The organism is Robertkochia solimangrovi (assembly GCF_007279655.1).
GTDB classification, from domain to species: domain Bacteria; phylum Bacteroidota; class Bacteroidia; order Flavobacteriales; family Flavobacteriaceae; genus Robertkochia; species Robertkochia solimangrovi.
Genome location: NZ_QKWN01000007.1, coordinates 205,806 through 219,464, shown reverse-complemented (window position 1 = coordinate 219,464; position 13,659 = coordinate 205,806). Strand labels below are relative to the sequence as shown.

The 13,659-nt window shown below is 39.7% G+C and carries 12 protein-coding genes and 1 tRNA gene; 11 read left to right on the top strand and 2 right to left on the bottom strand.

Translation table 11 applies throughout. The features are described 5' to 3' along the window. Nucleotides 1-135 precede the first annotated feature (135 nt). From DMZ48_RS11225 to DMZ48_RS11215, 3 genes are all read left to right on the top strand, one after another. Nucleotides 136-981, top strand: coding sequence for a universal stress protein (locus DMZ48_RS11225; protein WP_162558706.1), 846 nt, complete (start codon nucleotides 136-138; stop codon nucleotides 979-981). A 9-nt stretch (nucleotides 982-990) separates the two neighbouring features. After that, the gene (locus DMZ48_RS11220; RefSeq protein ID WP_143955238.1) at nucleotides 991-1,839 is read left to right on the top strand and encodes a universal stress protein; all 849 of its coding nucleotides are present in this window, start codon (nucleotides 991-993) and stop codon (nucleotides 1,837-1,839) included. 103 nt (nucleotides 1,840-1,942) lie between these two features. Continuing rightward, a complete protein-coding gene (locus DMZ48_RS11215) occupies nucleotides 1,943-2,782 on the top strand; it encodes a universal stress protein (RefSeq protein WP_143955237.1) in 840 nt (279 codons plus the stop codon). Nucleotides 2,783-3,643: 861 nt separating this feature from the next. Here DMZ48_RS11215 and DMZ48_RS11210 read toward each other — a convergent pair. Further along, nucleotides 3,644-3,913, bottom strand: a complete 270-nt coding sequence (locus DMZ48_RS11210) for a GIY-YIG nuclease family protein (protein ID WP_143955236.1) — start codon at nucleotides 3,911-3,913, stop codon at nucleotides 3,644-3,646. Nucleotides 3,914-4,192: 279 nt separating this feature from the next. Further along, nucleotides 4,193-4,268 (bottom strand) — tRNA-Phe (locus DMZ48_RS11205). A 115-nt stretch (nucleotides 4,269-4,383) separates the two neighbouring features. Here DMZ48_RS11205 and DMZ48_RS11200 point away from each other — a divergent pair. The 8 genes from DMZ48_RS11200 to DMZ48_RS11165 all read left to right on the top strand — a co-directional run bounded on the left by DMZ48_RS11200 (nucleotide 4,384) and on the right by DMZ48_RS11165 (nucleotide 13,599). Next, nucleotides 4,384-5,112 (top strand): type III pantothenate kinase, encoded by a 729-nt coding sequence (locus tag DMZ48_RS11200; RefSeq protein WP_143955235.1) that lies wholly within the window; start codon nucleotides 4,384-4,386, stop codon nucleotides 5,110-5,112. After that, entirely contained in the window at nucleotides 5,112-6,380 is a 1,269-nt protein-coding gene (gene bamG / locus DMZ48_RS11195) for a BamG family beta-barrel-assembly machinery protein (protein WP_143955234.1), read from the top strand. Before DMZ48_RS11200 ends, bamG begins: the two co-directional genes overlap by 1 nt. A gap of 21 nt (nucleotides 6,381-6,401) precedes the next feature. Further along, on the top strand, nucleotides 6,402-7,769 hold the full coding sequence (locus tag DMZ48_RS11190; protein WP_143955233.1) for a tetratricopeptide repeat protein: 1,368 nt from the start codon (nucleotides 6,402-6,404) through the stop codon (nucleotides 7,767-7,769). Nucleotide 7,770: 1 nt separating this feature from the next. Further along, the gene (gene lptC, locus DMZ48_RS11185) at nucleotides 7,771-8,325 is read left to right on the top strand and encodes an LPS export ABC transporter periplasmic protein LptC (RefSeq protein WP_143955232.1); all 555 of its coding nucleotides are present in this window, start codon (nucleotides 7,771-7,773) and stop codon (nucleotides 8,323-8,325) included. 162 nt (nucleotides 8,326-8,487) lie between these two features. Beyond that, on the top strand, nucleotides 8,488-9,852 hold the full coding sequence (locus DMZ48_RS11180; RefSeq protein ID WP_143955231.1) for a hypothetical protein: 1,365 nt from the start codon (nucleotides 8,488-8,490) through the stop codon (nucleotides 9,850-9,852). A gap of 80 nt (nucleotides 9,853-9,932) precedes the next feature. Further along, a complete protein-coding gene (locus tag DMZ48_RS11175) occupies nucleotides 9,933-10,127 on the top strand; it encodes a hypothetical protein (protein WP_143955230.1) in 195 nt (64 codons plus the stop codon). After that, the gene (locus DMZ48_RS11170; protein WP_143955229.1) at nucleotides 10,127-11,401 is read left to right on the top strand and encodes a hemolysin family protein; all 1,275 of its coding nucleotides are present in this window, start codon (nucleotides 10,127-10,129) and stop codon (nucleotides 11,399-11,401) included. The genes DMZ48_RS11175 and DMZ48_RS11170 overlap by 1 nt, the downstream gene beginning before the upstream one ends. A 92-nt stretch (nucleotides 11,402-11,493) precedes the next feature. Then, entirely contained in the window at nucleotides 11,494-13,599 is a 2,106-nt protein-coding gene (locus tag DMZ48_RS11165) for a peptidylprolyl isomerase (protein ID WP_143955228.1), read from the top strand. Nucleotides 13,600-13,659: the final 60 nt, after the last annotated feature.

Below are 13,659 nucleotides of genomic sequence, written 5' to 3'. Positions count from 1 at the left end.
GTCCGGCATTAGTCAACTCAATTATGATTAACAGATGATTGGCAAATAAGTTGCTAAGGATTTGCTATATTTGAGTAGAATCACCTTACACAAGTGGGGGAGTGTCGGGAAAAGGGTTCATTTAAAAATCAGATGATGAAAAAAGTTCTTTTACCCACCGACTTTTCAGAGAACGCTTGGAATGCGATCTCTTATGCCATAGATATGTTCAGCGATGTCCCCTGCGAGTTCTATATCCTGCATACTTATGTGCCGGCTTTTTATCGCGTTGATTATGCCTTGGGAGGTCCTGCCTATTCAGGTATCGATGATGCGATGATTCAGGCTACTATTTCTGGGCTGGAACATACATTAGAAAGAATACATGAGAAATTTAATAACCCTAAGCATAAATTTCATACACATTATGCCTTTAATCAATTGACGGATGAGATCAGGGAGTACGCTTCTGAGCAGTCCATCGATATGATCATTATGGGAACCAAAGGTGCCAGTGGGGTAATGCAGGTGTTGTTGGGAAGCAATACGGTTTTTGTTATGCGTACCGCCAGAATCCCTGTTTTGGCTATCCCTGAAGGTTACACTTTTAAATCCCTTGACAGGGTTTTGTTTCCGACAGATTACCTGAAGCATTATGAAAAGGAAGAACTCGGGGAACTTCTGGATCTTTGCCGACTTCACGGTGCTGAAGTGCAGGTAGTTCATGTCGATGAGGGACATATCCTTTCAGAAGAGCAGGAGTCTAATAAGAAGTTTCTTGAAGATGCGTTTCAGGGAGTTCCTTACTCCTTCGCTTTGTTGGACAATGAATATCCGCCTGATGCGATTAAGGCATATACAGAGAAGGAAGATTTTGATTTGCTGGTGATGATGAACAGGAAACATTCGTTCATGGAGCGATTACTGTTACGGCAGAATGTTGATAGTGTAGGATTTGAGATCAAGATTCCGTTTCTGGTTTTAAGAGAGAAATTAAAATAGATTATACAGATGAACAAAGTTTTGTTGCCCACGGATTTTTCTGAAAATTCATTGAATGCATTGCATTATGCCATTAAGATGTTTGAAGGGGAATCCTGTGAATTTGACATTATCCATTCTTTCAATGTAAGTACCTCTTCGTTAAGCAGTACCCGAAAGAAGGAAAAAAATACCCGTGTGTACCATCTTGCAGAGGAGAAGGCTAAAGAAGAGATGAAATCATTGCTGGTAAAACTCAGGGAAGAGCATATCGGTGAGGAACATAAAATTCGCGGTTTCACTACCGACGAGACGATCTCATCTTCTATGTATAAAGCTGCAAAAGAAATGAAAGCAGATTATGTGGTTATGGGTACGAAAGGGGCTACCGGAGCGGCAGAGATATTTTTGGGGAGTAATACGGTGGATGTTATCAAGGCTTTAAAATATACACCGGTGCTTGCAGTACCGGATAATTATAAATTCAAGAATCCTGAAAAGATTCTTTTTGCTAATGATTTCAAAAGAAACTTCGAACCGGAAGAGGTTGGGCCGTTAAAAAATATAGCCAAACTAATAGGTGCTGAGGTTGTGATTCTTTATCTGGAAGGAAGTGAAGAACTATCTGAAATCCAGTTAAAGAATAAAACTGAACTATTCCGGCTTTTGGAAGGAGTGAAAGTATCTGAGATCGTTCTAAAAAAGGATTTTTCAGTAGCAGAAACAATTCAGGAATATCTGGAAAATGAAAAGTTGGGCATGCTTTGTATGATCAATAATCACCATAGTTTTATGGATGGACTCTTCCGGGAGCCTGTAGTAAAACAGGTGGCCTTTCATGTAGAAGTACCTTTTCTGGTAATGCCAGAAGTTGAATGACCTGAATTTGCAGAAAGATGAAACTTGTTTTGCTAAAGGTGGCTTAAAGACCGGCCTTTGCTGGAGTTTTATCAGGCTAAAAGAAAGTCAATACAATACAAATATGAAAAGAATATTAATACCGACTGATTTCTCGCAGAATGCACGGCATGCGATTGATTTCGCTTTGAAATTGTTCGATGACGAATCCTGTGAATTAACATTGCTTCACACCTTTGGTGCTGATGGGATGAAGTCGCCACAGACCCTTGTCTGGCAGGTAGGCGATGCTGAAGTTGAAAAAGCTTCCAAAGATTCAGAGATCGAATTGAAAACACTAAGACAGGATCTGATCGCTTCGAACAAGAATCATCATCATCAATTTAAAACGGTGAGTAAATATAATTATCTGTCCGATGAGATCGAATCACAGTTGAAGAGCGGTAACTATGATCTGGTGGTTATGGGAACCAAAGGATCTTCAGGAAGTCGTGAAGTTTGGGTAGGAAGTAATACGGTTCATGTGCTCGACCAGGTTGGTGGGGTGCCGATGCTGATCATTCCTGAGCACAGCGAAATTAAGTACCCCGGCGAGATCGCTCTTGCCGTGACCTATAAGGAGAAAGTACCCGTCGGACATATGGAGCTACTCAATAAGATAGCAGTACAATGTAACAGTGATATTTCATTGTTGCATGTAACCGATGGTGATGAGCTCACGGAAAAACAACAATCGATTAAAGAAGAGATATTGGATGCTATCAAATATGTAAAGATCGCGGTATATACATTAGCGGATGAAGATGATGATGCTGAAGAGGCTATTCAGAAGTTTGTAAAGGATACCGGAGTGGATATGATCGCACTGGTGAACAGACAACATAGCTTTTTTGAGAAAATGCTACAAAAATCTACACTTAAAGGATTGAGTTATCATTCCAAAGTGCCGCTGCTGGTATTGTAATGTAAAGTGCAATACAACGAAGGCAGCAAAGTCATTTGTGTAATAATTAGATGGCGGAAAGTCCGGAGCATATGCTTCGGACTTTCTGTTTTTAAATATTTTGCTACTATCCTTTTATCACAAATTCTGTGACCTGAATACGACCAGTCCTACCAATATCACTATTATCACCATTGTCACTATTATCACCATTATCGCTGTCTGGGTAATATTACCAAATTGTAGACTGAAACAGGGTCATGTTAAAGCAATGTAATGAGAAATGAAAGCCAACGATAAATAAACGTTAAGGAATGAAAGAGGCTTGAACTCAATGTGGAAGTTGTTATACATTTGAGAAGGGGAATAGAGCTGTTCTCGGTAAAATGGCCAGGAGATCCATGATAAACTCCCCTTAGTTTTTTGTATTTGTAAGAAAAGAAGAAAGATAATATCCGGAAGTTTAGTTACCAGGGATATTACTTTTCAATTCGTTTTTTAAATCGGGAACCTGTCGGCAACGGCAGGTTTTTTTTTGTTACCAGTTACCAGTTACTTGTGAAGTTGTGAGGCAGTATGTAGTGAAGTAGTATGTAGTGAATCAGTATGCAATAGGCAGTATGCAGAAAGCTGAAGGCTGTTTTCCGTTTTCCGTTTTCTGTTTTCCGTTTTCCAAATATTATAAAACCAAAAAGCCCGAACATTGCTGTTCGGGCTTTTGATGGTGGTGCCTCCAGCCCCGAAGCATCGGGGGAACCAGGGATGCAAATATCTATGAGCTTTATTGAGTCCGAATTGGAAAATATTCTGAATTTTTGCAAAATCTTCTAGGTTAGAGTATTGAATAATAAATCATGGAATTGACTGGTAGGAGTATATTTATTAATGAAGTGTTTTGAGAATACTTGGGTCATTTATAATTTTAGATATGAATTTTCTGCTTTTCATTCTCTTTATAAATTTTTCTATATCATTTGCATGCTTCTTTGTTTTACACTTATACTGCAGAACATATTTCCAGTCATTTGCAATTTTGGTAAAGCTGCCTTTGTAAATTGCTAAATTATGTTTAGCTAATCTTGTTTCAAGATTCTTAGTGATTCCAACATAGAATTTGTCAACTTTATTACTGTAAATAATATATAGATACATGTCTTATAACTTAGATTTTTATTGTTACATAAGATAGATGTCAAAAGTTATACTAGAAGGATTTTTGGATTGCTTAGGATTTTTCCTGTTTAAATGACCCTTAGAATAAAAATTTGGGGGCTTTTAAGCGTATTTTATCTGAAACATATTTATTCTTTAATTTTGGTTGTAGTTGAAATGAATTTCAAATCGACGCCTCCAGCCCCGAAGCATCGGGGGAACCATGGATACAAATATTATAAAACCAAAAAGCCCGAACATTGCTGTTCGGGCTTTTGATGGTGGTGCCTCCAGGAATCGAACCAGGGACACAAGGATTTTCAGTCCTTTGCTCTACCAACTGAGCTAAGGCACCAGTTGCTTGCAGTATTACTGCGATTGCGGGTGCAAATATAGGTTCAAATTTAATATTTGCAAAAAGAATTTCTAAAAAAATCCATTTTGTAAATTTACAACTTTAAAACCTAATTATGAATCTTGTTATCGATGTCGGAAATACCTTTATCAAACTAGCTGTCTTTGAAGGGAAAAGGTTGGTGGAGGTTATGCGTGTTGACCGGGAAGAATTGCTGAAAGCACTCAAAAATATTTTTGAAAAATTTCCTGAGATCAGGGATGCACTGGTGTCTTCTGTAGGAAAATTAAGTGGAGCAGAGCTAAAAGCCATTGCGGTTTTTTGTCCGTTTCAGGAATTGACACCAAAATCAAAAGTGCCTTTCATCAATCGTTACGGCACTCCGGAAACACTAGGGATGGACCGGGTGGCGCTCATTACAGCAGCCTATTATAATTATAAGTTGCAGAACTGCCTTGTGATCGATGCAGGTACCTGTATCACATACGATTTTATCAATAAAGAAACCGAATATCTCGGAGGAGCCATCTCGCCGGGAGTTAGAATGCGGTTTAAGGCTATGCATGAATTCACCCATAAGTTGCCGATGATTGAAGATCATAACTTTAACAATATTATTGGGGATTCGACAAAATCTTCAATGATTTCGGGGGTTGTACATGGAACTGTTAAAGAAATTGAAGGATTTATTGCAGATTATAAAGTAATCTACAAAGATTTAACAGTTATTTTAACAGGCGGCGACAGTCATTTTTTGTCAAAAAGATTAAAAAGTACCATATTTGCCCATTCTAATTTCCTCCTGGAAGGACTAAACTATATTTTGGAACTTAATAAACGCTAATGATTAAAAAGATATTTGTTGTGGTGGCATTGTTGGTTTTCGGATTCAATTATGCCCAGGAAGGAAGTCTATCCCCATATTCTTTTTTCGGAACAGGTGATAAGCGTTTTAAGGGAATGGTCGAGAACCGTGCGATGGGAGGTATCACAGTCTTTACCGATAGTATTCACCTTAATTATTCTAACCCGGCCTCTCTCGGAGGACTGCGCTTAACCACTTTTGGTGTTTCCGGATCCAGCAATATGTTGACGCTGAAAACGGATGCGGCTTCCGAAAGTGCTAAAAATGTAAGTTTCGATTATCTCATACTCGGAATGCCAGTTGCGAGAAACGTGGGTGTGAGTTTTGGTCTTTTAGCGGATTCTTCGGTAGATTATAGTCTTCAGTCATTGAATGAAGATGTAGAACCCATCCAGCTCAACCAATACACTGGAAACGGTAATATCAATAAGGTGTTCATCGCTGCAGGATGGAACATAACTCCAAATCTGAGTGTCGGGGCAACCGGTAATTTTAATTTCGGTAGTATCGAAAGAACAAGCTTCAGGTTATTAGATCAGATACAATATGGAACGCGCGAAGTGAGCACATCTGACTATAGTGGTTGGGATTTTAATTTCGCATTGAACTATAAAACGAAGGTTTTCAAAAGTCTGCAATTACAGTCCACTTTACAATATGTGCCTAAGACTAAGATCAGTTCTTCCAATGTTAGAGAAATATCTACTATATTTGTTAGTTCCAGTGGCTCTCAGGCTGTTGTGGAGACAGAAGATGTTGATCTGGTAACCGATGGTATGCATTCCACTTATGTGCATAAGCCGGAAGCCTATACGGTAGGATTGGGAGTTGGAAAACCGCTTAACTGGTTTGTCGGTGGAGAATACCAGTATAAAAAAATGAGTGAATATAACATCGAATTTATGAATTCGGTGCTCGGGCAGTATGAGGATGCAGAAAAATTCTCAGCCGGAGGATTTTGGATCCCGGATTATAATTCATTCACTTCTTACTGGAAACGAGTTACTTATCGTCTTGGAATAAAGAATGAGAAGACTGGCCTGCTGGTCAATAATGTACCCCTTTATGATTTTGGCATGACCTTTGGTCTTGGATTACCTGTTGAAGCTTTTTCCAATGCTAATATTGGATTTGAGATCGGAAAACGCGGTACTACCAATTTTGGCAGAGTTCAGGAAAATTACTTTAGCATCAGTATCAGTTTATCACTGAACGATAGATGGTTTGTAAAAACGTTGATTAAATAATAATTAATTAAAATTAGAAAAATGAAAAAGAAACTTTCAATTGTGTTAGGTCTTTTGGGAGCTGTAGGTTTCGTTTTCGGACAGGCTCAGAACCCGGAATGTATGCAAAACCTATCCATTTTCGCCGAGCACGCAAAGGTTAAGAACTATGATGCTGCCTATGAACCGTGGAAAATGGTGTTTGAGAATTGTCCGCAGCTACATTATGCAACCTATGCCTATGGTGAAAAGATCCTGAAGGATAAGATGGAAAAAGATCCTGCAAACAAAGATGCTTACATTCAGTCTTTAATGCAGGTGTACGAAAAAGGTCCTGAGTACTTCCCGAACAAATTTTCCAAAGCGGAAAGTATGATCGATGTCGCGCTTCTTAAATACGATACCAAAACCGGTACGGATGAGGAGATTTACGACATGCTCGATGAAGCTTTTAAGGAAGATCGTGACCACTTTAAGAACCCAAAAGCTCTTTATCTGTATTTCTCTACTTTGGTAGACCTTCACAAAGCAGGTAAAAAAGAGTTACAGGATGTTTTCGATACGTATGATGCCGTAACCGGTAAGATCGAGGAAGAAAACCAGGAGCTTTCTGAAACAATCCTTAAGTATGTGGAAAAAGAGGATGCAGGTACATTGACCTCTAATGAAGCAAGGATTCTTAAGAATGCGCGTATCAATGGTGATTCTTATGAAAAAATCAGCGGAAGTATCGATAGTAAATTAGGTTCTTTGGCAGATTGTGAAAACCTTATTCCCCTTTACCAAAAGAATTTCGAAGCGAATAAGAGTAATGCTGACTGGCTTAAAAAAGCAGCAGGACGTATGGATGCTAAGGACTGTACCGGAGATCCTATGTTCGTAAAACTAGTGGAGGCACTGGATGCTCTTGAGCCTTCTGCTTCTTCTAAATATTATCTTGGATCGCTTTATGAAGAAAAAGGTGATAATGCAAAAGCACTTGAATTCTTTAAGCAATCTATCGATCTTGAAACCGATAAGTACAAGAAAGCGAATAAGCTTCTTGGTATCGCTATCAAAGCAAATAAGAAAGGTCAGACCACTACAGCTTATAAGTATGCCAATGAGGCTTTGCAGTCTAACCCAGGTTTGGGTAGTGCATACCTGTTGATCGCTGATCTTTATCATAAGAGTGCTAACAGTTGTGGTTCTACCGTTTTCGAGAAAAAGGCTGTAAACTGGAAAGCTGCTGAAATGGCAAGAAAGGCTGCTCAGGTTGACCCTTCTCTTAAAACAAGAGCTTCTCAGGCTGCAAGTAGCTATGAAGGAAGAGCTCCAACCAAATCTGAGATCTTTAACTCAGGTATGGCAGGTAAAGTTGTTAAAATCAATTGTTGGATAGGAGGAAGTGTAAAAGTTCCTAACCTGTAATATGAATCAGCATACCAAATATATTTTATGGAACATTGTCACAGTTTTTACTGTGACAATGTTTTTTTCATGCCAGGGTAATTATGATGAAGTCCGCAAAATTGATGAGACTGCACTGGTACCCGTTGGTGTGGCAACAAACTTTGAATTGCGTTATGTTGATTCAATGAAGCTGAGATCGATCGTTAGCGGAAAGGTCTATAGCGATTTTAGTAATCAGAAGTTCCCTTATCAGGAATTTCCAGAAGGTGTTCATGTCGAATATTTCGACGACAAAAATCAAAAGAGTACGGTGGAAGCCGATTATGGAATCATCTACTCAGAAACAAAGCTGATCGATCTACAGGGTAATGTAGTGGTGACTTCCTTTGATGGGAAAGTGTTGAAGGCACCGCAATTATACTACGATCAGTTAAATGACTGGATCTTTACCGAAGGTGAATTTCAGTTTACCAGCCCGGATTATGATATGGAAGGTACCGGGATTGATTTCAATAAAGAATATACCCAACTGCGCTTCCACGGAAGAAAGGGTAGTGCGGTGATTGAGGAGTAACTTCTACAATGCTCTTTCAGATAGATTCAGGACCTGTTGGAGACTGAATAGTGTCAAAAAATATTCTTACTATCAGATTATCAGAATTTTATGTAAATTTATAAAGAAGGGTTGTTATTGTTTCGACCACTTATTCACTATTTACTCTTAAAATTCTTGAATATGAAAAATAAATTCCTGCTGGTAGTACTACTGATGCTATTCTCCTGCAACTATGGATTCTCCCAAAGTCAGGATTGTCTTTTGAATTTCGGTCTTTTTGTTGAAGATGCGAAAGCTGGTAATTATGCAAATGCCTATGAGCCCTGGACAAAGGTGTTTAGCGAATGCCCGGAATACCATTATGCAACCTTTGCTTATGGTGAGCTGCTATTGAAGAACAGGATTAAAGAAGATCCTGCAAATAAGAAAAAATATGAAGATCAGCTTATGCAGGTCTATAAAAAGGGGCCTGAACTCTTTCCTGATAAACTCAATAAAACCAAGAATGACATAGATATCGCCTTACTGATGAATGATCAGGGAGCCTCCGATGAAGATATCTATAATCTCTTGGATAATGCTTTTAAAAATGATCCTGATAATTTTGAGAATCCCAAGGCACTCTATCTGTATTTCTCCACGCTCGTGAACCTGCATGAAGCCGGAAAAAAGGATCTGCAGGAGGTTTTCGATACCTATGATGTGGTCACTGCAAAGATCGAAGAGGAGAATCAGGAGCTTTCTGTGATTATGCTGGATTACGTTCAGAAGGAAGAAGCAGGGAAGCCGCTCACTAAAAAAGATAAACAGATGTATGAAGCGGCACAGACCAATGGAGCTTCGTATGAAAAGATAAGTCAGGGAATCGATAGTAAATTGGGTAAGTTAGCGGATTGTGAGAATCTTATTCCATTGTATAATAAGAACTTTGATACAAAGAAATCGGATGCTAAATGGCTTAATGCTGCAGCTGCCCGTATGGAAGCTAAAGGATGTACCAGTGATCCGCTTTTCGTTAAGATGGTAGAGGCACTGGATGCTCTTGAGCCCTCCGCATCCTCAAAGTATTATCTGGGTTCACTCTATGAACAGCGAGGTGAGGATTCAAAGGCTATGGAGTATTTCATGCAATCGATAGATCTGGAAACCGATAAATACAAGAAATCGAACAAACTGTTAGGTATCGCGGTTAAAGCAAATAAACGGGGTCAGACGATGACTGCTTATAAATATGCGCGCCAGGCTCTGGATGCAAATCCCGCGCAGGGGCAGGCTTATCTTTTAATTGCAGATCTTTATCATAAGAGTGCAAATGAATGTGGTGAAACCGTGTTTGATAAGAAGGCAGTGAACTGGAAGGCTGCTGAAATGGCGCGGAAGGCGGCACAGGTCGATCCTTCCCTGAAATCGAGAGCCTCACAGGCTGCTGCCGGTTATGAAGGCCGGGCACCAACAAAATCGGAAATCTTCAATTCCGGTATGGCTGGAAAAGTGATCCCTGTTAAATGCTGGATCGGTGGCTCTATAAAAGTTCCGAATCTATAGCGTTAGGATCTTTAATTACCTTAGAGGGATAATTATCTTTTGCTTATTTTTGGGGCAGGAGTTTAATTGACCTCAGACAAATGAAGTATTTTAAAGTATTTGAGATTGCCTATCTGGTAATTGCGGTAGTATCTGCCTACGAAGTATATCAGGAATGGAACGTTGACCGTACGCGGGCTTATATGTTTCTTTTCTTTCTGGTTTTTTCACTGTTTATGTTCTTTTTCAGAAGATTCTACAGAAGGAAATTTCAAAACAGAGATAAGCAGAACTAGTGTCGTTGTCTATTGTCATAATCATAGTATCCTTGCTTCTTTCGGCCTTCTTTTCCGGAATGGAGATCGCTTATGTATCCTCTAACAAGATCCATATTGAGATCGAGAAGAAGCAAAAAGGATTACTGGCAAAAGTGCTTACCCGTCTGACACGAAAACCGTCTAAGTTCATTGCAACCATGCTGGTGGGTAATAATATTGCACTGGTGGTCTATGGTTTCTTCATGGGGCAGCTGATTATTGCAGATATATACCCGGATTATGTGGGGCAGGACACCCTGCCTTTTGATGTGATACTGGTTCAAACGGTGATCTCGACCCTGATCATCCTGTTTACGGCGGAATTTCTTCCCAAGGTGTTCTTTCAGATTTATGCCAATAATTTGTTGAAGTTTTTCGCTGTTCCTGCCTATCTGTTCTATGTGCTGTTTTCGATTATATCCGGGTTCGTTATATGGATCTCGGATATCATTTTGAAAGTGTTCTTTAAGACCAGTGGTGATGATCTTCAACTTGCTTTCTCAAAAGTAGAGCTTGGCGATTATATCTCTGAGCAGGTTGAGGCTGCTGATGAGGAAGATGAACTCGATACAGAGATTCAAATATTTCAAAATGCACTGGAATTCGCTGAGATCAAGGCGCGTGAAGTTATGATTCCCCGTACTGAGATCACCGCAGTGGAGTTGCATGAATCTCCTAAAGGCATCGCTTCCATATTTACCGATACCGGGTATTCCAAGATTCTCGTTTATAAAGATACTATCGATGATATCGTAGGATATGTACATTCTTTTGAGCTTTTTAAGAAGCCTAAGGGGATCAAAAATATTATGATGCCGGTTGAATTTGTTCCGGAAACCATGCTGATCAGCGATATACTGGAAGTACTGATCAAAAAGCGAAAAAGCATTGCCATAGTCCTCGATGAATATGGAGGAACCAGCGGTATGATCACTGTAGAGGATATCGTGGAGGAATTGTTTGGAGAAATTGAAGATGAGCATGATAGTATTGTGCTTGATGAAGAACAATTGAGCGAATCTGAATTTAGATTCTCTGCGCGTCTCGAAGTCGATTATATCAATGAAGAATATAAACTCGACCTTCCGGAAGGTGAGAATTATGAGACACTTGGCGGACTCATTGTGAACCGGATCGGTGAGATTCCCGGCAAGGATGAGCAGGTGAAGATTGATAAATATCTCTTTACCGTGCTGGATGTGAGTAACACCAAAATAAATCTTCTACACCTGAAAGTACTTGAGGAAGACTAAAAAAAGCCTGAATTATTATTTGTGCAGGTTTTAATTATTCCAAAAAAATGGTATTTTCGCCCACATTAAATTTTTAACTAATAGATTGATAAATGGCAATTCTAGAGAAAATAAGAAATAGGTCTTTAATCCTTATTCTGGTTATTGGTCTGTCTTTGTTTGCATTTGTGATTTCAGGAGTGTTCTCAAAAGGTAACACAGGAGTGAAGTCTTCAGTAGGTGAAGTGAACGGAGAAAGTATCTCGAGAGACGAGTTTGCTCAGAAAGTAGAATCATCTTCAAGAATGATGGGGAGTGCTTCTACGGTTCAGGTGGTAAACATGGTGTGGAATCAGGAAGTACGTCAGCGTATTCTTGATCAACAGTTCGAAAACCTTGGGATCAATATTGAGAAAGATCAGATTCTTGAAGTGGTTAAAGCTAATCCTGCATTTGCACAGGATCCTAACTTTTTAAATGAGGCTGGAGTATTTGATGAAAATAAGTTTATCGATTTTATCTATCAACTTAAAACGAACAATCCGGCTGCATATGCACAATGGCAACAACAGGAAGACATGTTGATCGGTGCTTCAAAAGAGCAGTCATATTTCAACCTTGTTAAAGCAGGAGTTGGAACTACCTTGAAAGAAGGAGAGCTTGCTTATCATATCGAGAATGATAAAGTAGATATCAAATACGTTAAGGTTCCTTATACGTCTGTTCCTGACAGTACCATTACGATCAGCGACAGTGAAATCGAGGCGTATGTGAAAGAGCATAAGAAAGAATTCGAACAGGAAGCTTCAAGAGATATTCGTTATGTTTTCTTTTCTGAGGCAGCTTCTGAAGCTGACAAACAAGCTGCAAAGGAATCTTTGGAAGCATTGATGACCGCTAAAGTTGAATTTGATGAAACTACCAAAGGAGATAAAACGATTCCTGGATTTGCAGAAACCACTGATGTGGAAGATTTCGTAAATGCGTATTCTGATGTTAAGTTTGATTCAACGTATGTTGTGAAAAGTGCACTTCCGGCTGCGTTAGCTGATACCCTTTTCAACCTGAATGCAGGTGAGGTTTATGGACCCTATTTGGATGGTCAGGCCTATAAGCTGACAAGAATGCTGGATAAAAAGGATGGTGGTGCAGTGAAAGCTAGCCATATCCTGATCTCATTCGACGGTTCAAGTGCTTCGCCAAAAGAATCAAGAACAAAAGAGGAAGCTGAAAAACTTGCCAATGAACTATTGGCAAAAGTGAAAGCTAATCCATCTGAACTAACACAGTTGGCTGCAGAATATTCCGATGATCCGGGATCTGCTACCCGCGGTGGTACGTATGATAACATTACACAAGGCACCATGGTTCCTGCATTCAATGATTATATCTTTGGCAATGCGAAAGGTTCTGTAGGACTTGTAGAAACTGATTTCGGATATCATGTCATCCGTGTTGACGATACGTATCCAGCTGTGAAACTGGCGACTATCGTTAGAAAGATCGAAGCTTCAGAAGAGACGATCAGCAATGTATTTACTGAAACTACCAAATTTGAAATGGCCGTAGTGGAAGGTGGAGATTTTGCAGAACTTGCTAATACTTCAGATTTTGCGGTAAGACCGGTTAATGGAATCAAAGCCATGGACGAGAATCTTCCCGGACTTAGAAGTCAGCGTAGCCTTGTTCAATGGACATTCAATGAAGAAACCAGTGTAGGTGATGTAAAACGTTTTTCAACTCCTGACGGTTATGTAGTGGCTCAGCTCACTGCAAGACATAAAGCTGGTCTTGCAACGGCAAGAGATGCGGCTCCTCAGGTACGTCCTATCCTGAGAAATCGTAAGAAGGCAGCGCAGATTATCGCTGCAAACGAAGGTAAGTCAATGGCAGATGTTGCTAAGAATAACAATGTGAACGTTGCTTCAGCAAGCGGACTGACTCTAAAGAACCCAACCATCGCAGGAGCGGGTAGAGAGCCTATGGTAGTAGGTATCGCTTTCGCAACCGATCAAGGATCTACTTCCTCATTGATCGAAGGTGAAAATGGTGTATTTATGGTAGAGGTAACCAGCAAGAATCTTGCTCCTTCACTTGATAATTACAGCACTTATGCAAATGCACAGAAAACACTTAACAGAAATCGAGTGCTTTCAACGGCATATCAGGCATTGAGAGATGAGGCTGACGTTGTTGATGATCGTGCCTTCATGTACTAGAAAAGTCATAATTCTATATAATAAAAAAACCTCCCAAGCGGGAGGTTTTTTTTGTGCCTA

What these genes read in the sequence shown, in the direction of transcription:
- DMZ48_RS11225 (WP_162558706.1), top strand. Translation starts at nt 136, where the DNA reads ATGAAAAAAGTTCTTTTACCCACCGACTTTTCAGAGAACGCTTGGAAT.
- DMZ48_RS11210 (WP_143955236.1), bottom strand. Translation starts at nt 3,913, where the DNA reads ATGTATCTATATATTATTTACAGTAATAAAGTTGACAAATTCTATGTT.
- DMZ48_RS11215 (WP_143955237.1), top strand. Translation starts at nt 1,943, where the DNA reads ATGAAAAGAATATTAATACCGACTGATTTCTCGCAGAATGCACGGCAT.
- DMZ48_RS11220 (WP_143955238.1), top strand. Translation starts at nt 991, where the DNA reads ATGAACAAAGTTTTGTTGCCCACGGATTTTTCTGAAAATTCATTGAAT.
- DMZ48_RS11200 (WP_143955235.1), top strand. Translation starts at nt 4,384, where the DNA reads ATGAATCTTGTTATCGATGTCGGAAATACCTTTATCAAACTAGCTGTC.
- DMZ48_RS11180 (WP_143955231.1), top strand. Translation starts at nt 8,488, where the DNA reads ATGAAAAATAAATTCCTGCTGGTAGTACTACTGATGCTATTCTCCTGC.
- bamG (WP_143955234.1), top strand. Translation starts at nt 5,112, where the DNA reads ATGATTAAAAAGATATTTGTTGTGGTGGCATTGTTGGTTTTCGGATTC.
- DMZ48_RS11190 (WP_143955233.1), top strand. Translation starts at nt 6,402, where the DNA reads ATGAAAAAGAAACTTTCAATTGTGTTAGGTCTTTTGGGAGCTGTAGGT.
- DMZ48_RS11175 (WP_143955230.1), top strand. Translation starts at nt 9,933, where the DNA reads ATGAAGTATTTTAAAGTATTTGAGATTGCCTATCTGGTAATTGCGGTA.
- DMZ48_RS11165 (WP_143955228.1), top strand. Translation starts at nt 11,494, where the DNA reads ATGGCAATTCTAGAGAAAATAAGAAATAGGTCTTTAATCCTTATTCTG.
- lptC (WP_143955232.1), top strand. Translation starts at nt 7,771, where the DNA reads ATGAATCAGCATACCAAATATATTTTATGGAACATTGTCACAGTTTTT.